Source organism: Streptomyces umbrinus (genome assembly GCF_030817415.1).
Lineage (GTDB): Bacteria > Actinomycetota > Actinomycetes > Streptomycetales > Streptomycetaceae > Streptomyces > Streptomyces umbrinus_A.
Window position 1 is genome coordinate 8,773,266 of the sequence record NZ_JAUSZI010000002.1, and the last position, 19,545, is coordinate 8,792,810.

General features: G+C 70.2%; 15 protein-coding genes. 12 read left to right on the plus strand and 3 right to left on the minus strand.

What is annotated here, in order from left to right; translation table 11 throughout:
- The first annotated feature begins 3 nt into the window (after positions 1-3).
- The 12 genes from uvrC to QF035_RS38795 all read left to right on the plus strand — a co-directional run bounded on the left by uvrC (position 4) and on the right by QF035_RS38795 (position 15,745).
- Positions 4-2,076 carry an excinuclease ABC subunit UvrC gene (gene uvrC / locus QF035_RS38740; RefSeq protein ID WP_307525727.1) on the plus strand — a complete coding sequence of 691 codons (2,073 nt, stop codon included), beginning with the start codon at positions 4-6 and terminating at the stop codon, positions 2,074-2,076.
- Positions 2,073-3,179 (plus strand): RNase adapter RapZ, encoded by a 1,107-nt coding sequence (gene rapZ, locus QF035_RS38745; RefSeq protein ID WP_307525729.1) that lies wholly within the window; start codon positions 2,073-2,075, stop codon positions 3,177-3,179. Before uvrC ends, rapZ begins: the two co-directional genes overlap by 4 nt.
- Positions 3,176-4,243 carry a gluconeogenesis factor YvcK family protein gene (locus tag QF035_RS38750; RefSeq protein ID WP_307525731.1) on the plus strand — a complete coding sequence of 356 codons (1,068 nt, stop codon included), beginning with the start codon at positions 3,176-3,178 and terminating at the stop codon, positions 4,241-4,243. Before rapZ ends, QF035_RS38750 begins: the two co-directional genes overlap by 4 nt.
- Positions 4,234-5,223: a DNA-binding protein WhiA gene (whiA, locus tag QF035_RS38755; protein WP_055615083.1), complete on the plus strand. Its 990-nt coding sequence runs from the start codon at positions 4,234-4,236 to the stop codon at positions 5,221-5,223. The genes QF035_RS38750 and whiA overlap by 10 nt, the downstream gene beginning before the upstream one ends.
- 265 nt (positions 5,224-5,488) lie before the next feature.
- Positions 5,489-8,443: a M14 family metallopeptidase gene (locus QF035_RS38760; protein WP_307525734.1), complete on the plus strand. Its 2,955-nt coding sequence runs from the start codon at positions 5,489-5,491 to the stop codon at positions 8,441-8,443.
- 190 nt (positions 8,444-8,633) lie between these two features.
- Positions 8,634-9,644, plus strand: a complete 1,011-nt coding sequence (gene gap / locus QF035_RS38765) for a type I glyceraldehyde-3-phosphate dehydrogenase (RefSeq protein ID WP_055615081.1) — start codon at positions 8,634-8,636, stop codon at positions 9,642-9,644.
- Positions 9,645-9,773: 129 nt separating this feature from the next.
- The gene (locus tag QF035_RS38770) at positions 9,774-10,985 is read left to right on the plus strand and encodes a phosphoglycerate kinase (protein WP_307525736.1); all 1,212 of its coding nucleotides are present in this window, start codon (positions 9,774-9,776) and stop codon (positions 10,983-10,985) included.
- A 6-nt stretch (positions 10,986-10,991) separates the two neighbouring features.
- Positions 10,992-11,768: a triose-phosphate isomerase gene (gene tpiA, locus QF035_RS38775; protein WP_307525738.1), complete on the plus strand. Its 777-nt coding sequence runs from the start codon at positions 10,992-10,994 to the stop codon at positions 11,766-11,768.
- Between the two features lie 145 nt (positions 11,769-11,913).
- Entirely contained in the window at positions 11,914-12,144 is a 231-nt protein-coding gene (gene secG, locus QF035_RS38780; RefSeq protein WP_055615078.1) for a preprotein translocase subunit SecG, read from the plus strand.
- Positions 12,145-12,379: 235 nt separating this feature from the next.
- The gene (locus tag QF035_RS38785; RefSeq protein ID WP_003957010.1) at positions 12,380-12,715 is read left to right on the plus strand and encodes an RNA polymerase-binding protein RbpA; all 336 of its coding nucleotides are present in this window, start codon (positions 12,380-12,382) and stop codon (positions 12,713-12,715) included.
- 308 nt (positions 12,716-13,023) lie between these two features.
- Positions 13,024-14,679, plus strand: coding sequence for a glucose-6-phosphate isomerase (pgi, locus tag QF035_RS38790; RefSeq protein WP_307525741.1), 1,656 nt, complete (start codon positions 13,024-13,026; stop codon positions 14,677-14,679).
- 103 nt (positions 14,680-14,782) lie between these two features.
- Positions 14,783-15,745 carry a hypothetical protein gene (locus QF035_RS38795; protein ID WP_307525743.1) on the plus strand — a complete coding sequence of 321 codons (963 nt, stop codon included), beginning with the start codon at positions 14,783-14,785 and terminating at the stop codon, positions 15,743-15,745.
- A 38-nt stretch (positions 15,746-15,783) separates the two neighbouring features.
- Here the strand turns inward: QF035_RS38795 and QF035_RS38800 are convergent, their stop codons facing one another.
- The 3 genes from QF035_RS38800 to QF035_RS38810 all read right to left on the minus strand — a co-directional run bounded on the left by QF035_RS38800 (position 15,784) and on the right by QF035_RS38810 (position 19,492).
- A complete protein-coding gene (locus tag QF035_RS38800; protein ID WP_307525745.1) occupies positions 15,784-18,075 on the minus strand; it encodes an ABC transporter permease in 2,292 nt (763 codons plus the stop codon).
- A 131-nt stretch (positions 18,076-18,206) separates the two neighbouring features.
- Positions 18,207-18,980 carry an ABC transporter ATP-binding protein gene (locus QF035_RS38805; RefSeq protein ID WP_307525748.1) on the minus strand — a complete coding sequence of 258 codons (774 nt, stop codon included), beginning with the start codon at positions 18,978-18,980 and terminating at the stop codon, positions 18,207-18,209.
- Positions 18,977-19,492, minus strand: coding sequence for a PadR family transcriptional regulator (locus QF035_RS38810; protein WP_055615073.1), 516 nt, complete (start codon positions 19,490-19,492; stop codon positions 18,977-18,979). Before QF035_RS38810 ends, QF035_RS38805 begins: the two co-directional genes overlap by 4 nt.
- Positions 19,493-19,545 lie beyond the last annotated feature (53 nt).

Below are 19,545 nucleotides of genomic sequence, written 5' to 3' on the forward strand. Positions count from 1 at the left end.
GACATGGCCGACCCCTCCAGCTACCGCCCCAAGCCGGGACAGATCCCCGACTCGCCGGGGGTCTACAAATTCCGCGACGAGCACCGCCGGGTGATCTACGTCGGGAAGGCGAAGAGCCTGCGCCAGCGCCTGGCGAGCTACTTCCAGGACCTCTCCGGCCTCCACCCGCGGACGCGCACGATGGTCACCACGGCCGCGTCCGTGGAGTGGACGGTGGTGTCCACGGAGGTCGAGGCGCTGCAGCTGGAGTACTCCTGGATCAAGGAGTTCGACCCCCGGTTCAACGTCAAGTACCGCGACGACAAGAGCTATCCGTATCTCGCGGTCACCATGAACGAACAGTTCCCGCGCGTGCAGGTGATGCGCGGCCAGAAGAAGAAGGGCGTGCGCTACTTCGGTCCCTACGGACACGCGTGGGCGATCCGCGACACCGTGGACCTCCTCCTGCGTGTCTTCCCCGTACGGACGTGCTCCGCGGGCGTGTTCAAGAACGCCGCGCGCACCGGCCGCCCCTGTCTGCTCGGCTACATCGGCAAGTGCTCCGCCCCCTGCGTGGAGCGGGTCTCCCCCGAGGAGCACCGCGAACTCGCCGAGGAGTTCTGCGACTTCATGGCCGGCCGCACGGGGACGTACATCCGCCGCCTGGAGGGCCGGATGACGGACGCGGCGGAGGAGATGGAGTACGAGCGGGCCGCGCGCCTGCGCGACGACATCGAGGCCCTCAAGAAGGCCATGGAGAAGAGCGCCGTCGTGCTCGCCGACGCGACGGACGCCGACCTGATCGCGCTCGCCGAGGACGAGCTGGAAGCAGCCGTGCAGATCTTCCACGTGCGCGGCGGCCGGGTCCGCGGCCAGCGCGGCTGGGTCACCGACAAGGTCGAGGCCGTCACCACGGGTGACCTGGTCGAGCACGCGCTCCAGCAGCTCTACGGAGAGGAGACCGGCGACTCCGTACCGAAGGAGGTGCTCGTCCCGGCGCTGCCCGAGCTCGTGGAGCCCGTCCAGGAGTGGCTCGCCGAGCGCCGCGGGTCGAACGTCTCGTTGCGGATCCCGCAGCGCGGCGACAAGAAGGCCCTCATGGAGACGGTCCAGCGCAACGCGCACCAGGCGCTCGGCCTGCACAAGACCAAGCGGGCCTCCGACCTCACCACCCGCTCCCGGGCCCTGGAGGAGATCGCCGAGGCCCTCGACCTGGACAGCGCGCCGCTGCGGATCGAGTGCTACGACATCTCGCACCTCCAGGGCGACGACGTCGTGGCGTCCATGGTCGTCTTCGAGGACGGGCTGCAGCGCAAGGGCGAGTACCGCCGCTTCCAGATCAAGGGCTTCGAGGGCCAGGACGACGCCCGGTCCATGCACGAGGTGATCACCCGCCGCTTCAAGCGGTACCTCGCCGACAAGGAGAAGACCGGCGAGTGGGCCGACGGCGAGAACGGGCTCACCGAGGAGGACGGGCGGCCCAAGCGGTTCGCGTACCCCCCGCAGCTGGTCGTCGTCGACGGCGGACAGCCGCAGGTCGCCGCCGCCCAGCGCGCGCTGGACGAGCTCGGCATCGACGACATCGCCGTGTGCGGCCTGGCCAAGCGCCTCGAAGAGGTCTGGGTGCCCGGCGAGGACGATCCGGTGGTGCTGCCACGTACCAGTGAGGGGCTCTATCTTCTTCAGCGTGTGCGCGACGAGGCGCACCGCTTCGCGATCACCTACCAGCGCACCAAGCGGGCCCGGCGGTTCAAAGCGAGCCCACTGGACGACGTGCCGGGCCTCGGTGAGACGCGCAAACAGGCGTTGATCAAGCATTTCGGCTCGGTGAAGAAGCTGCGGTCCGCGACAATCGACCAGATCTGCGAGGTTCCGGGCATAGGCCGCAAGACGGCCGAGTCGATCGCCGTGGCCCTCGCCCAGGCGGCCCCGGCGGCACCCGCCGTGAACACCGCGACTGGAGAGATCATGGAATACGCAACAGACACGACAGACACGACAGACGCGACAGACGCGGAATCCGAAACGACGGCGGGTTCCGCGGGGGAGCCCGTGTCCGCGGGCTCCCCGGACGAACGACGGGGGCAGGAGAGATGACCGAGCACGAGCAGGAAGAACCCTCGGCAGGACGCACGGCGGAATCCCAACCGCCCGCGGCCGGAACCGGGGAACCGCGCACGGCTGAAACAGAGGCATCGCACAGCGAAGCACGCGAGGATCGAACGCAACGAGAAGCGGCCGGCGGGACAGCCGGCCAAGAAGCCGGTGAAGCGGCGAAGGAAGACGGAGCGGAAGTGAACACGGGCACCACCAACGAGACGGCCGGCGTCCCCGAGGCGGCCATTCCGGAGCTGGTGATCATCTCCGGGATGTCGGGCGCGGGCCGGTCCACCGCCGCCAAGTGTCTGGAGGACCTCGGCTGGTTCGTCGTCGACAACCTGCCGCCCGCGCTGATCCCCACCATGGTGGAGCTCGGCGCCCGCTCGCAGGGGAACGTGGCGCGGATCGCGGTCGTCGTCGACGTCCGCGGACGGCGATTCTTCGACAACCTGCGCGAGTCCCTCGCGGACCTGGAGACCAAGCACGTCACCCGGCGCATCGTCTTCCTGGAGTCCTCGGACGACGCCCTGGTGCGCCGCTTCGAGGGAGTGCGGCGCCCGCACCCCCTCCAGGGCGACGGCCGCATCGTCGACGGCATCGCCGCCGAGCGCGAGCTGTTGCGCGAGCTGCGCGGCGACGCGGACCTGGTGATCGACACCTCCAGCCTGAACGTGCACGAGCTGCGCGCCAAGATGGACGCCCAGTTCGCGGGCGAGGAGGAGCCCGAGCTGCGGGCCACCGTCATGTCCTTCGGCTTCAAGTACGGCCTGCCGGTCGACGCCGACCTGGTCGTGGACATGCGGTTCCTGCCCAACCCGCACTGGGTCCCGGAGCTGCGCCAGTACACCGGCCTCAACGAGGAGGTGGCCGCGTACGTCTTCAACCAGCCCGGCGCCAAGGAGTTCCTCGACCGGTACGCCGAGCTGCTCCGGCTCATCCAGACCGGCTACCGCCGCGAGGGCAAGCGATACGTGACCATCGCGGTCGGCTGCACCGGCGGCAAGCACCGCTCCGTCGCCATGTCGGAGAAGCTCGCTGCCCGTCTGGTGTCCGAGGGAGTGGAGACGGTCGTCGTCCACCGGGACATGGGCCGAGAATGACGGGACGTAGTCCGCGGCTGAGCAGACTGCGGCGGATGGCCCCCGAGGCCCGCGGGGGCAAGCCGGTCGAGGGCCGTGGCGCCAAGCCGCGCCGCCGCGGCGCCCAGCCCAAGGTCGTCGCGCTCGGCGGCGGCATGGGCCTGTCCGCCTCGCTGACAGCGCTGCGCCGCATCACCGGAGACCTCACGGCGGTCGTCACGGTCGCCGACGACGGCGGCTCCAGCGGCCGGCTGCGCGACGAGCTGGGCGTGCTCCCGCCCGGCGACCTGCGCAAGGCCCTGGCCGCGCTGTGCGGCGACGACGACTGGGGCCAGACCTGGGCGCGTGTCATCCAGCACCGCTTCCAGTCCAAGGGCGAGCTGCACGAGCACGCGGTCGGCAATCTGCTGATCGTCGCCCTCTGGGAGCAGCTCGGCGACCACGTCCAGGCCCTCGACCTGGTCGGCAGGCTGCTGGGCGCGCACGGCAGGGTGCTGCCCATGTCCGCCGTGCCCCTGGAGCTCCAGGCGCTGGTCAAGGGCCACGACCCGGAGCGGCCCGAGGACATCGACACCGTCCGCGGACAGGCGACCGTGGCGCTCACACCCGGCGAGGTGCAGTCCGTGCACGTCGTGCCGCACGACCCGCCGGCCGTCCCCGAGGCCGTCGCGGCGGTCCTCGACGCGGACTGGGTGGTCCTCGGCCCCGGCTCCTGGTTCTCCTCGGTGATCCCGCACCTGCTGGTGCCCGAGCTGCTCGACGCGCTCACCGAGACGAAGGCCCGCCGGGTCCTCTCCCTGAATCTCGCTCCGCAGCCCGGAGAAACCGATGGCTTCTCCCCGCAGCGTCATTTGGAGGTTTTGGGACGACACGCCCCTAAACTCGCCCTGGACGTGGTGCTGGCCGACGAGGCCGCCGTGCCCGACCGCGATTTACTGACCGATGCCGCCAAGCGGTTCGGCGCCGCGGTCGAGCTGGCGCCCGTGGCCCGGACCGATGAGTCTCCGAGGCACGATCCGGAGCTGTTGGCCGCCGCGTACGACCGTATTTTTCGGATGCATGGAAGGATCGGCCCATGGCGATGACGGCAGCGGTGAAGGACGAGATCTCCCGGCTTCCCGTCACCCGGACCTGCTGCAGAAAGGCGGAGGTCTCCGCCATCCTGCGGTTCGCGGGCGGCCTTCACCTGGTGAGCGGCCGCATCGTGATCGAGGCGGAGCTGGACACGGCGATGGCGGCGCGCCGGCTGAAGCGGGACATCCTGGAGATCTTCGGCCACAGCTCCGAGCTGATCGTGATGGCTCCGGGCGGTCTGCGCCGCGGCTCCCGTTACGTCGTACGGGTGGTAGCGGGCGGTGACCAGCTGGCCCGCCAGACGGGGCTCGTGGACGGCCGGGGACGCCCGATCCGGGGTCTGCCGCCGCAGGTGGTCTCGGGGGCCACCTGCGACGCCGAGGCCGCCTGGCGCGGGGCCTTCCTGGCCCACGGCTCGCTCACCGAGCCCGGCCGCTCGTCCTCCCTGGAGGTGACCTGCCCGGGCCCGGAGGCCGCGCTCGCGCTGGTCGGCGCCGCCCGCCGCCTCTCGATCGCCGCGAAGGCCCGCGAGGTACGGGGCGTGGACCGGGTCGTCGTCCGGGACGGGGACGCGATCGGCGCCCTCCTCACCCGCCTCGGCGCCCACGAGTCCGTGCTGGCCTGGGAGGAGCGGCGGATGCGCCGCGAGGTCCGCGCCACAGCCAACCGGCTCGCCAACTTCGACGACGCCAACCTGCGCCGCTCGGCCCGTGCGGCCGTCGCCGCCGGGGCCCGCGTCGGGCGCGCCCTGGAGATCCTCGGCGAGGAGGTCCCGGAGCACCTCGCGGCCGCCGGACGGCTGCGCATGGAGCACAAGCAGGCATCCCTGGAGGAGCTGGGCGCGCTCGCCGACCCGCCGCTGACCAAGGACGCCGTCGCGGGCCGTATCCGCCGGCTGCTCGCCATGGCCGACAAGCGGGCCCAGGACCTCGGCATCCCGGGGACGGAGTCCACGCTCACCGAGGAGATGGCCGACAACCTCGCGGGCTGAACCACGGAGATCGTCGCGGGCCGGGCCACGGAAATTGCCGTGGCCGTGGCGCGCCGCGGCTCCCCTGGCCGGTCCGCGGACCCGCCGGTGGTGTTCCGCCGATGCCGGGGAAGTCGGCCCCGATCCTCAACACGCCGGTGCGTGCGCCCATTTGGGGCAACCGCACCGGCGTTTTGCTGTCGTCGAGGCGCTCTTGACTTGACCATGAAGTGTCATGAGCCTGGCATCTGTTCGCTGCTGTGGCGGACAACTGCAAGGGGGGCTCATGAGACGAAGAGCGAGATCGATCCTCGCTGCCGGCGCGCTCCTGCTCGGCGGAGTGGCCATCGCACCCATGGCACAGGCAGAACCCGGCGCGACGACCGCCCCGGGCGCGGACGAGGTCAAGGTGTTCCGCGCGGACGTCACGAAGGAACAGGTACCCCTGCTCCTCGCGGCGGGCCAGGACAGTCACGAACTGGGCGAACAGGTCCCGGACAAGGGCACGGCCACGGTCGAGGTCTACCTCACCGACAAGCAGGCCGACCAGTTGGAGAACAAGGGCGTCGACCTCGCCGAGCACAAGCTCTCGGCCAAGGCACGCGCGCGCGTGGCCGCCGCGGGGGACGGCGTCTACCGGCCCTACAGCGGCAAGGGCAACCTCCAGGAGGAGATCCTCAGGACCGGGCAGCAGAACCCGTCCCTGACGAAGGTCGTCTCCATCGGCAAGACCCTCCAGGGGCAGGACATCCTGGCGCTCAAGCTCAGCAAGGGCGCCAAGACGACCAAGGACGGCGCCAAGCCGTCCATGCTGTACATGTCCAACCAGCACGCCCGTGAGTGGATCACGCCCGAGATGACCCGGCGTCTGATGCACTACTACCTGGACAACTACGGCAAGGACCAGCGGGTCACCAAGCTCGTGAACTCCACCGAGCTGTGGTTCGTCCTGTCCGCCAACCCGGACGGCTACGACTGGACGTTCAAGGCCGAGGGCGACCGCCAGTGGCGCAAGAACATGCGCGACGTCAACGGCGACGGCGCCTGGACCACCGGTGACGGCGTCGACCTCAACCGCAACTTCTCCTACAAGTGGGGCTACGACGACGAGGGCTCGTCCCCGTACCCGACCAGCCAGACCTACCGCGGCGCGAGCCCCGGCTCCGAGCCCGAGACCAAGGCGCTCGACGCCTTCGAGAAGCGCATCGGCTTCGACTACGGCATCAACTACCACTCCGCCGCCGAACTGATCCTCTACGGAGTCGGCTGGCAGGTGGCGACGCCGAGCCCGGACGACGTGCTCTACAAGTCGCTCGCCGGAACTCCCGAGAACCCGGCGATCCCCGGCTACCGCCCGCAGGTCTCCTCCGAGCTCTACACGACCAACGGCGAGGCCGACGGCCACGCGTCCAACGTCAACGGCACGGCGATGTTCACCCCCGAGATGTCGACCTGCCAGACCGCGTCGAACGTCGACCCGAACGACGCCTGGAACGCGGTGGACTGTGAGTCGATCTTCACCTTCCCGGACGACGAGAAGCTGATCCAGCAGGAGTTCACCAAGAACATCCCCTTCGCGCTCTCCGTCGCCGAGAGCGCCGCCAAGCCCGACCAGCCGAAGTCCTCGGTCGGCATCGACGCCCCCGACTTCACCCCGGCCCCCTTCACCACGTCGTACTCCCGCGGCGCCGACCAGGAGATCACGGTCGTCGCGCGCAGGTCCGTACGCGACAAGGAGCTCAGGTACCGCGTCAACGGCGGCCGTACGGAGGACATGGCGCTCAAGCCCTGGAAGGGCGGCGAGACCTTCGGCGGCGAGGACAACCTCTACTTCGACGAGTACCGCGCCTTCGTGGCGGACGGTGACCCGGGCGACAAGGTCGAGGTCTGGTTCACCGGCGAGACGAAGAGCGGGAAGCCCACCTCCAGTGAGCGCTTCACCTACACCGTGGCCCAGCGGCCGCGCGCCGACACGCTGGTGGTCGCCGAGGAGGGTGGCGCCGCAGCGACGCAGGCACAGACCTACGTCGACGCCCTGAAGGCCAACGGCCGCAAGCCCCTCGTCTGGGACGTCGCCACCCAGGGCGTGCCGGACGCGCTCGGCGTCCTCGGCCACTTCAAGAACGTCGTCCACTACACCGGCGCAGACCGCCCCGGATACGCCACCCAGCTGCAACTGCGCGCCTACCTCAACGAGGGCGGCAAGCTGATCGAGGCGGGCGAGCAGGCGGGCGGCAACGTCGCACTGCCGGGCGCCCTGACGAACGACTTCAGCCAGTACTACCTCGGCGCCTACTCCCGTACGACGACGCCGGGCGTCACGTCCTTCACCGGCTCGGGCAAGCTCGCCGGAGCCACCGGACCGCTCGGCGGCGCACCCGGCAACCCGCTGAACGCGGCGGGCGCCTACAGCGTCACCTCGGACACGCTGCCCGTCGAGACGTTCCCGCAGTTCGCGAGCGCGGGAGCGGGAGCGTACCCGGGGACCGTCAACCCCTACGGTCCCTTCGAGGGCGCATCCATGGCGGCCGTCACGCACTCCGACTACGCCTGGAACCGTCTCACCCGCACCATCGACCTCACCGGGGTCACCGCGGCCCAGGCACCCACTCTGCGCACGCAGCTCCTGTGGGACACCGAGGCCGGCTACGACCACGCGGCGCTCGAAGCGCACACGGCCGGGGCCGACGACTGGACCACGCTCCCCGAGAAGGGTGGCGCCACCAGCACCGCGGTTCCCGTGGAGTGCGAGGCCGGGTACTTCATCCAGGCGCACCCCGCCCTCAAGCGCTATCTGACCCCGGGCTCCGCCGGCTGCACCGCGACCGGCACGAGCGGTTCCTGGAACAGCTTCACCGGGGCCTCCGACGGCTGGCAGGAGGTCAACTTCGATCTCTCCGCGTACGCCGGAAAGGCGGTGGAGGTGTCGCTGAGCTACATCACCGACCCGGGATCGGGCGGTCACGGTGTGCTCGCCGACAACGCCTCCGTCGTCGTCGGCGGCACGGCCGGCCAGACCGACGGCTTCGAGACGTCGCTCGGCGCCTGGAGCGTCCCCGGGCCGCCCGCGGGCAGCCCCGCGGTCGTGAACGACTGGGGCCTGTCCGGCGAACTCTTCAAGACGTACGGAGCGGTCACCACGCGTGACACCGTGCTGCTCGGCTTCGGCCTTGAGCACGTCACCGCGGCCGCCGACCGAACGGCCCTGCTCGGCAAGGCCCTGGCGGCTCTGCGCAGCTGACAAGGGCGAACAAGGGCCTCGAGCCCGGGCGGTCCGTACCCCTACTGGTGGGTACGGACCGCCCTGCCGTGTATGGGGCACTCGATGTCACTCCGGGAGCGTCAGGGAGGTAGGGTCGTAGGCGGTCGGGGACATCCCATACAAACTCGCCGGCGTCCAAAGCCGGCGTTCCTAACGAGGAGATCGGTTCGTGACGATCCGCGTAGGCATCAACGGCTTTGGCCGCATCGGTCGTAACTACTTCCGCGCGCTGCTGGAGCAGGGTGCAGACATCGAGATCGTGGCTGTCAACGACCTGGGTGACACCGCGACCACCGCTCACCTGCTGAAGTACGACACCATCCTGGGCCGACTCAAGGCCGAGGTGTCGCACACCGCCGACACGATCACCGTCGACGGCAAGACGATCAAGGTTCTCTCCGAGCGCAACCCCGCCGACATCCCGTGGGGCGAGCTGGGCGTCGACATCGTCATCGAGTCGACCGGCATCTTCACCAAGAAGGCCGACGCCGAGAAGCACATCACCGGTGGCGCCAAGAAGGTCCTCATCTCGGCTCCGGCCAAGGACGAGGACATCACCATCGTGATGGGCGTCAACCAGGACAAGTACGACCCGGCGAACCACCACGTCATCTCGAACGCCTCCTGCACCACCAACTGTGTGGCGCCGATGGCCAAGGTCCTCGACGAGAACTTCGGCATCGTCAAGGGTCTGATGACGACGGTCCACGCGTACACGAACGACCAGCGCATCCTGGACTTCCCGCACTCGGACCTGCGCCGCGCCCGCGCCGCCGCCGAGAACATCATCCCGACCACCACGGGTGCCGCGAAGGCCACCGCCCTGGTCCTCCCGCAGCTCAAGGGCAAGCTGGACGGCATCGCGATGCGCGTCCCGGTCCCGACCGGCTCGGCCACCGACCTGGTCGTGACGCTGCAGCGCGAGGTCACCAAGGACGAGGTCAACGCCGCGTTCAAGAAGGCCTCCGACGACGGCGACCTCAAGGGGTACCTGGCGTACACCGAGGACCCGATCGTCTCCTCGGACATCGTCAGCGACCCGGCCTCCTGCACCTTCGACTCCTCCCTGACCATGGTCCAGGAGGGCAACACGGTGAAGATCCTCGGCTGGTACGACAACGAGTGGGGCTACTCCAACCGCCTGGTGGACCTCACGGTCTTCGTCGGCGGCCAGCTCTAAGTCCCAGAGCAGGCACTTCGATGTGAGCACAGGGCTCGGGCAGCGCACCGCCGCGCTGCCCGAGCCCTGTGCCGCGTGCTGATCGATCAGCCCTCTCGGACCACTTGAGCCTTCTTTAGGAGCCCCCTCATGAAGACGATCGACGAACTTCTCGCCGAAGGCGTGGACGGCAAGCGGGTCTTCGTCCGCGCCGACCTGAACGTGCCGCTGGCCGAAGGCCGCATCACCGACGACGGCCGCATCCGCGCCGTCCTGCCCACCGTCAAGGCGCTCGCCGAGGCGGGCGCCAAGGTGGTCGTCGCCTCGCACCTGGGCCGCCCCAAGGGCGCCCCGGACCCCGCCTTCTCGCTGCTCGCCGCCGCGGAGCGCCTCGGCGAGCTGCTGGGCGCCCCCGTGGCCTTCGCCCAGGACACGGTCGGCCCCGCCGCGCACGACGCCGTGAACGGGCTGCAGCCCGGCCAGGTCGCGGTGATCGAGAACCTCCGCTTCAACGCCGGCGAGACGTCCAAGGACGACACCGAGCGCGGCGAGTTCGCCGACCGGCTCGCCGCCCTTGCCGATGTCTACGTGGGCGACGGTTTCGGTGCCGTGCACCGCAAGCACGCCTCGGTCTTCGACCTCCCGGCGCGGCTGCCGCACTACGCGGGCTACCTCATCGCCACCGAGGTCGGCGTCCTGAAGAAGCTCACCGAGGACGTCAAGCGCCCCTATGTGGTCGCGCTCGGCGGCGCCAAGGTGTCCGACAAGCTCGCCGTGATCGACCAGCTGCTCGGCAAGGCCGACCGGCTGCTGATCGGCGGCGGCATGGCGTACACCTTCCTCAAGGCCAAGGGCCACGAGATCGGCAAGTCCCTCCTCCAGGAGGACCAGATCCCGGCGGTCCAGGAGTACATCGAGCGGGCCGAGAAGAACGGCGTCGAGCTGGTCCTCCCCGTGGACGTACTGGTCGCCTCCGAGTTCCCGGACCTGAAGACCAAGGCTCCGGCCAACCCCACCACCGTCGCCGCGGACGCCGTCCCGGCCGACCAGATGGGCCTGGACATCGGTCCGGAGTCCCGCAAGCTGTACGCATCGAAGCTCACCGACGCCGCCACGGTCTTCTGGAACGGTCCGATGGGCGTCTTCGAGCACCCCGACTACGCCGAGGGCACCAAGGCGGTCGCCCAGGCCCTTCTCGACTCCCCGGCCTTCACGGTCGTCGGCGGTGGCGACTCCGCCGCGGCCGTCCGCATCCTGGGCTTCGACGAGACTGCATTCGGCCACATCTCGACCGGCGGCGGCGCCTCCCTCGAATACCTAGAGGGCAAGACGCTCCCCGGCCTCGCCGCACTGGAGGACTGACCCCGTATGACCACTCGTACGCCGCTGATGGCGGGCAACTGGAAGATGAACCTCAACCACCTCGAGGCCATCGCCCACGTCCAGAAGCTCGCCTTCGCCCTGGCCGACAAGGACTACGAGGCCTGTGAGGTCGCGGTCCTGCCGCCCTTCACCGACCTGCGCTCGGTGCAGACCCTGGTCGACGGGGACAAGCTCAAGATCAAGTACGGCGCCCAGGACATCTCGGCGCACGACTCCGGTGCCTACACCGGCGAGATCTCCGGCTCGATGCTGGCCAAGCTCAAGTGCACCTACGTGGCGATCGGCCACTCCGAGCGCCGCCAGTACCACAACGAGACCGACGAGGTCGTGAACGCCAAGGTCAGGGCCGCCTACAAGCACGGCCTCACCCCGATCCTGTGCGTCGGCGAGGAGCTGGACGTCCGCGAGGCGGGCAACCACGTCACGCACACGCTCGCGCAGGTCGAGGGCGGTCTCAAGGACCTCCCGGCCGAGCAGGCCGAGACGATCGTGATCGCGTACGAGCCCGTGTGGGCCATCGGCACTGGCAAGGTCTGCGGCTCCGACGACGCCCAGGAGGTCTGCGCGGCGATCCGCGGCAAGCTCGCCGAGCTGTACACGCAGGAACTGGCCGACGCCGTCCGTATTCAGTACGGCGGCTCCGTCAAGGCCGGCAACGTCGCCGAGATCATGGCGAAGCCGGACATCGACGGCGCACTGGTCGGCGGCGCGTCCCTGGACTCCGAGGAGTTCGTCAAGATCGTCCGCTTCCGCGACCAGTGAGCCGCGTTCCGTAGTGATCCGGCGACCTGCGTGTAGGCCGTAGCGGCGTTACGTCGTACCCTTGCGGGGGCCGGGCGGCTTCGTACCCGAAGCACCGGCCCCCGTCGTCCGTTCCAAGTCCGAGGAAGTTGGTCCAGCCGTGGTTATGGGGTTCTCGATCGCCCTGATCGTCTTCAGCCTGTTGCTGATGATGCTGGTGCTGATGCACAAGGGGAAGGGCGGCGGCCTGTCCGACATGTTCGGTGGCGGCATGCAGTCCTCCGTCGGCGGCTCCTCGGTCGCCGAGCGCAACCTCGACCGCATCACCGTGGTGGTCGGTTTGCTGTGGTTCGCGTCCATTGTGGTGCTGGGTCTTCTGATGAAGGTCAACAACTGATCACCGCACAACATCGGAACGCCAGCACAAACGCACATTACGCAAGCACATTCCGCACGTAAGGCCCCATGTACGGTACGCGCCCGCAAGCGCGGCCTATCATGGGGCTTGCGTCTTTGGGCGGGGTGTAACTCCATCTACTAGACGCGCGTTGGGCCTTACGTAGACTGAGGCGCTCGCAGCGAAGCGAAACGCCGACTCGCTTTGCGGCACCATTACGCAGGGAGTTACGACCGTGGCAAGTGGCAACGCGATCCGAGGAAGCCGGGTCGGGGCGGGGCCGATGGGCGAGGCCGAGCGTGGCGAGTCCGCGCCGCGGCTGCGCATCTCCTTCTGGTGCTCGAACGGGCACGAGACGCAGCCCAGCTTCGCCAGCGACGCGCAGGTCCCCGATACCTGGGACTGTCCGCGCTGCGGCTTCCCCGCCGGACAGGACCGGGACAACCCGCCGGACCCGCCGCGCACCGAACCGTACAAGACGCACCTCGCGTACGTACGGGAACGGCGCAGCGACGCGGACGGCGAGGCCATCCTCGCCGAGGCGCTCGCCAAACTGCGGGGCGAGATCTAGGAGTTGAGGTCCGGCCGGACACCCACGGGTGTCCGGCCGGACTCGTTTGGGACGCCTACGGGGCCATGCCCCGAAAGAGGGCCGGGCAGTACGACGCCCGTCCGACGGCCTCGCCCTGCGCGGGCGTAGCGGCCGGTCTTCCGCATTCTGTCCTTCACCGCGCTGATACCCCTGCTCAAGCCGGACGTATCTGTTGTTGAGCCGGACGACGGCGGGACGACAGCTCACGTCCCGCCCTGATCAATTAGGTTGGGACCGGCAGCGGGGCAAGGTACGCAGCACAGGCAGGAAAGAGGCGGAAGTCCCACATGAACGCAGACAGCCGTACCAGGCTCGACCAGACACCCGAGTGGACCGCTCTGGCCGGGCACCGGGAGGAACTCGGCGAGGCGCAGCTCCGTGAGTTGTTCGACCACAACCCCGGACGCGGCACCGGATACACGCTTCAGGTCGGCGATCTGCACGTCGACTACTCCAAGCACCTGATCACCGACGAGACGCTGCGGCTGCTGCGCGCGCTGGCCGCAGCCACGGACGTGTTCGGACTGCGGGACGCCATGTTCCGCGGCGAGAAGATCAACACGACCGAGGACCGCGCGGTCCTGCACACCGCGCTGCGCGCCCCGCGCGACGCGGTCGTCGAGGTCGACGGCGAGAACGTCGTACCGGCCGTGCACGCCGTCCTCGACAAGATGGCCGGCTTCGCCGAGCGCGTCCGTTCGGGCGAGTGGACCGGGCACACCGGCAGCCGCATCAAGAACGTGGTGAACATCGGCATCGGCGGCTCCGACCTCGGCCCGGCGATGGCCTACGAGGTCCTGCGGTCCTTCACCGACCGCGGTCTGACGGTCCGCTTCGTGTCGAACGTGGACGGGGCCGACCTGCACGAGGCCGTCCGCGACCTGGACCCGGCCGAGACGCTGTTCGTCATCGCCTCGAAGACCTTCACCACCATCGAGACGATCACCAACGCGACCTCCGCCCGGAACTGGCTGCTCACCGAGCTGAAGGCCGGTCAGGAGGCCGTCGCCAAGCACTTCGTGGCGCTGTCGACGAACGCCGAGAAGGTTTCGGACTTCGGCATCGACACGGCCAACATGTTCGAGTTCTGGGACTGGGTCGGCGGCCGCTACTCGTTCGACTCGGCGATCGGTCTGTCGCTGATGATCGCGATCGGCCCGGACCGCTTCCGGGAGATGCTCGACGGCTTCCATCTCGTCGACGAGCACTTCAGGACCGCGCCCGCCGAGTCCAACGTGCCGCTGCTCCTCGGCCTGTTGGGTGTCTGGTACGGCAACTTCCACGACGCCCAGTCGCACGTGGTGCTGCCGTACTCGCACTACCTGTCCAAGTTCACCGCGTACCTCCAGCAGCTCGACATGGAGTCCAACGGCAAGTCCGTGGACCGCGGCGGGCGTCCCGTGGAGTGGGAGACGGGCCCCGTCGTGTGGGGCACGCCGGGCACCAACGGACAGCACGCGTACTACCAGCTCATCCACCAGGGCACGAAGCTGATCCCGGCCGACTTCATCGGCTTCGCCGAGCCGGTCGCCGATCTGCTGCCGGGTCTGGTCGCCCAGCACGACCTGCTGATGGCCAACTTCTTCGCGCAGACGCAGGCGCTGGCCTTCGGCAAGACGCCGGACGAGGTGCGGGCGGAGGGCGTGCCCGAGGAACTGGTGCCGCACAAGACGTTCAAGGGCAACCACCCCACGACCACCATCCTCGCCCGCGAGCTCACCCCGTCGGTGCTCGGCCAGCTCATCGCCCTCTACGAGCACAAGGTGTTCGTGCAGGGCGCGATCTGGAACATCGACTCCTTCGACCAGTGGGGCGTCGAGCTCGGCAAGGTCCTCGCCAAGCGCGTGGAGCCCGCGCTGACGGAGGGTGCGGACGTGCCGGGCCTCGACGAGTCCACGACCGCGCTCGTGGCCAAGTACCGGGAACTGCGGGGCCGGAAGTAGTCGTGGAGTAGTCGTGTGGGTCGGGAGGCGGACGGTGGAACGACCGTCCGCCTCCCTTAGAATTTCGGGCGATCATGACGTCGAGGGCTCGGGGGAGCTGAACATGGCTGGTTCGCGCGGAAGATGGCTCAGCCGCAATCTGTCGGTGGCGTCGATTCTGCAGCCCAAGGCCGTGGCACAGGCGGTGTTCCACCCGGCGTGGATCCCGCCGGCGGTCGATCCGTCGGTGGAGCGCCTCAAGCGTGTACGTGTCATTGCCGGAGCCGTGGCGGCGTTCGGCGTGTACACGTTCGTCGAGGGCAAGTTCGACTTCAACGAGGTACTCGAGAACATCGTGGTGGCGGCCCTCGTGCTGCTGTTCATCACCCCGCTGACCGTGGGTGTGATGCTCTTCGTCTGGCGGCGCACCGGCAGGATCCGCGAGCTGCGCGGGTCCCTGTTCAACTCGCTCAAGCTGCTGCTCCTCTTCATCGTCATGGTCGTCGGGACGGTGCTGCTGTGGCAGCTGTCGATCCAGCTCGGAACCATCTGGACGGTGGTGCTCGGCCTGCCGGCGATGTGGATCACCGGCATGCTGATGTACGGGGCCGTGCAGCTGTCCGGGAACTTCTTCGGTTCCGCCGCCGTGCACCGCGCCCTGCCGGCGCTGCTCGCCACCGTGACGACGTGGCTGATGGCTCTTCCGGACCTGGTCACCGGTGATCTGCACGGGCTCAGCTTCAAGCTGGGGATCGTCTTCATCCTGGGCGCCCCGCTGACGGTCACGGGCATCGCCGCCCTGGAGCTGCACCGTCTCCGACGCCACCACGGCATCCGGCTGAGCGCGCATCCGTCGACGCTCCCGCCTCCGCGCCCGTACGCACCGAACAACGGGTTCGTGCCGCCCCAGGGGAACATGTACCCGCCGCCGGGCCAGCCGTACGCGCCTCCCGGTCAGCCGTACATGCCTCCGGGCCAGCCGTACGCACCTTCGGGCCAGCCGTACCCGCCCGGCAACGGTGTGCCGTATCCGCCGTATGTCCAGGGCAACCCGTACGGACCTCCCCAGCCGCCGTACCGGTCCTGACCCTGCCCGGCTCGACTGCCCCGGCCCGACCCGGCGGCTCAGGCCACCGCGCTCAGTGTGTCCGCGAGCCGTCGGCGGGCCGACCGGGCCGCGGGCAGGGCGGCGAGCGCGGCGGCACCGAGCACCGCGGCCGCGCCCAGGAGCAGCAGCAGCCCGGGGGAGGGCCCCAGTGCGATCCCGGCGCCGATACCGCTCGACCTGCCCTGTGCGTCGATCAGCCAGTGGGCGAGCGGTACCCCCAGCGCCGCGGCGACGAGGACCGCGGCCAGTGCCGTACACCCCGTGGCCGTCACCGTGACGGCGGTGATCTGCCGCGGGGTCAGCCCGATCGCCTTGAGCGCCAGCAGGTCCCGCTCGCCCTCGCGCACCGTGCCGCCGATCGCCGTGAGCAGCTCGATGAGGCCGATCAGGGCCAGCACGGCGATCAGTCCCACGACGACTCCGCGCAGGGGTGAGAGCCCGTCGGCCGGGTTCGGCACGGCGTGCACGCTGATGTCTCCGTGCGCGGCCTCGGTCAGGTCCGCGGCCACCCGCTGCGGGTCGGCGCCGGGGCGAAGCTGGAGCTGGTAGAGGGCCGGTCCGAGCTCCGGGTCGTTCTCCCGGAGGGTGTCGAGCGAGGTGGAGATGACCCGGCCGCCGTTCTCCGGCTCGATGCTGCGCCCGACGATGTGCAGGATCTGCGGCTGCGCGCCCACCGTCATCCGCACCCAGTCCCCGACGCGCACGTCCAGCAGATCGAGCAGCCCCTGACCGGCCACGGCCTCGTCCAGGCCGTGCGCGGGGCGCCCCTCCGCCAGCGAGAACGGGTACGGATCCTCGTGCGTGCCGAGTCCGCGCAGGGCGATCGTGCCCGTCTGGCCGGGGACCAGGGCGGCCACCTCGACGCCCGGGTGGACGGCGTCGACCTGCGGGTTCCGGGCGAGCAGGGCGCGTACGTCCGGATCGGTCAGGGTCTCGTCGGCCCGTACGGTGAGCGCGGCCGCGAGGCCGATCTGGTCGGGCCTGGTCTGGAAGCGGTCGATGGTGGTCCAGGCGCTCATCGCCACGACGATCAGCAGCAGCGGCAGCGCCAGCCGGGCGAGTGTGGCCAGCGAGCGGGGGCGGCGCGAGAACGCCTTGTGCCAGCCCAGGACCAGCGCGGACGGCAGCCGCAGCCCGAGCGCCCCGCGCGCCAGGCCCGACAGCCGGCCGCCGAGCGGTGCCGCGGCCCGCAGCCCCGGCACCGGAGGCACCTGTCCGGCACGCCAGGCGGCGAGCCCGGTCGTCGCGGCGATGAACAGCACCGCGGCGACGGGCACGGCGAGCAGCGCCGCCGTGTGCCCCGGCAGCCCCTGCCACACGCCGACCGCGTCGCCGAGACGGCCCGGGACCCGGCTGCCCAGGGCCTGGATGCTGACGGTGGCGAGCACGGCGCCGAGGAGCGCGAACGCCACATGCTGGAGCAGGAAGATCCGCACCACCTGGCCGGGGGTGAAGCCGATTGCCTTCAGGACCGAGATGTCCCGCAGATGGCCCCGGATACGCGTGCCGATCGCACCGTGCACGGCGAGCGCGGCGGCGACAAGGGCGCCAAGACCGAACAGGCCAAGAACTTGGCCCAGCAGCCGGTTGCCGCCCTGGGCCTCCGACCGCGCCTGCTGCCAGTGCGAGACATCGGTGACCGCTCCGGCGCCGAGCAGGGTGACGGCACGCTGGACGGCGTAGTCCGTGTCGCCGGGATCGGTCAGGCGCAGGCCGGTCACCTGGCCGCCGCGCCCGTCGGTGTCCCGCACGGCGGAGGGGAGGGCCCACACGAGGCCCGACCGCTCGCCGGGGCTGTAGCGGGGCTCGGCGCTGTCGGCGACGCCCAGGACGGTCAGGGTCCGGGCGGTGCCGGGCACGGTGAGGGTGTCCCCGGGCTCGGCCCACAGCGCCCGGGCCAGGCTGCTCTCCAGCACCACACCGTCCGGCGCGGCGGGGTCGAGCCAGCGGCCGGAGGTGAGCAGCGGACGGCCGGTCGCGGGCCGGCCGACGATGCCGCGCAACTCGACGGAGGCACGGGTGCCGCGCGACTCGACGGTGGCCGCGGCCGTGGGGTACGGGCCCGCGACGGACGTGACTCCGTCCACCTCGGCGAGTTCGCGCGCGTCGGCCGACGGGCCGGTGTGGATCCACACGTGCGCGCCCTGCGACTGGGTGAAGACCCGCTGCCAGGGGTTGGTGGCGTACCCGAAGAGTGCCGTGGCCAGCAGTAGCGAGGCGACGATCCCGGTGGTGGCGAGCACGATGAACAGCGCCTCGCCGCGATGCGTGCGCAGATCGGCGTGCGCCCAGCGCAGGGTGGCCCGCACGGCGGCTCAGCCCCTCGGCTCGCGCACGAAGGGCCGGCTCAGCGGCCCGCGCGCGAGGGGCTGGCTCCGCGGCCCGTGCACGGCGGAGAGGTTCTGGCAGACGGTCTTCGACAGAGATTCGCGCACGCCGCTCAGTCCCTCAGTTCCAGCACGCCGGATATCCCCGTGCCGCGGCGCGCGGGCGCGGTGTCCAGCTCCGCGTCGTCGGCGACACGGCCGTCGAAGAAGCTGATCACCCGGTCCGCGGCGCTCGCGAGCCGCGCGTCATGGGTGACCAGCACGATGGTCTGGCCGCGCTGGTGGAAGCGGGACAGCAGCCGGGTCACCTCGCGGGTGCCCTTGCTGTCGAGGCTGCCCGCGGGCTCGTCGGCCAGCAGCAGGGGCGGGTGGTTGACCAGGGCGCGGGCCAGCGCGACCCGCTGCTGCTCGCCGCCGGACAGCTCGCCCGGCATGCTGCGCTCCTTGCCCTCCAGGCCCAGCTCGGCGAGGAGCCGCTCACGCTCGGCGCGCGCCTGCCTGGGGGAGAGGCCGGCGAGCAGGGCGGGCAGCTCGACGTTGTCGGCGACCGACAGGTTCGAGACCAGGTTGAAGAACTGGAAGACGATGCCGATGCGACGCCGGCGCTCGACCGCCCAGCGGGCCTCGCTGTACGCGTCCGTGCACGCGCCGTCCAGCCAGATGCTGCCGGAGTCCGGTCGCTGGAGCCCGCCGAGCAGATGCAGCAGCGTCGACTTCCCGGCGCCCGAGGGACCCGTGACGGCGACGAACTCACCCTGCCGTACGGCGAGGTCCACGCCCCGCACGGCATGCGCGGGGGCGCCCTCGCCGTAGTGGGTCTTGACCAGGCCCTCGGCACGCAGCAGGGGGGTGCCCTCGGCGCGCGGCGAAGGAGCGGTGCGGCTCACTCCAGCTCCTCCAATTCCTCCTGGCAGCGTTCCAGCCAGTCGAGGTCGGCCTGCAGATGCAGCATGGCGCCCTCTATGAGCAGCTGGGAGATGCGGTTGTCCCGGCTCTCGGTGGCGGCGAGTTTCGACAGGCTGCGCATGGTGTTCAGGTACTCGCGCCGCTGTTTGTTGATCAGGGTGATCTGGTCGGCGAGTCCGGTCTGCGGCGCGAGCGCGAGCTTCATGAAGAACTCGTCCCGCACGCGCGGCTCGTCCGCCGTCTCCTCGTACCAGGCGCGCAGCGCCTCACGCCCGGCTTCGGTGAGGTGGTAGATCTTCTTGTTGGGCCGGCTCGACTGCTCGACTTCCTCGCCCTCGATCAGTCCCGACTTCTCGAGGCGGCCGAGCGTCACATAGATCTGGCCGACGTTCGGCTGAGGGTACGCGGAGCCCAGCAGTTGCTCAAGGTCCTGCTTGAGCTCGTATCCGTGGGCCGGGCCGCGCGCCAGCAGGGCCAGGAGGGGCAGCCGCACCAGTGCTCTCCTCCGCCTTTTCTCTCGGTTCGCCTTCGGGGCGCTCCAGCCGG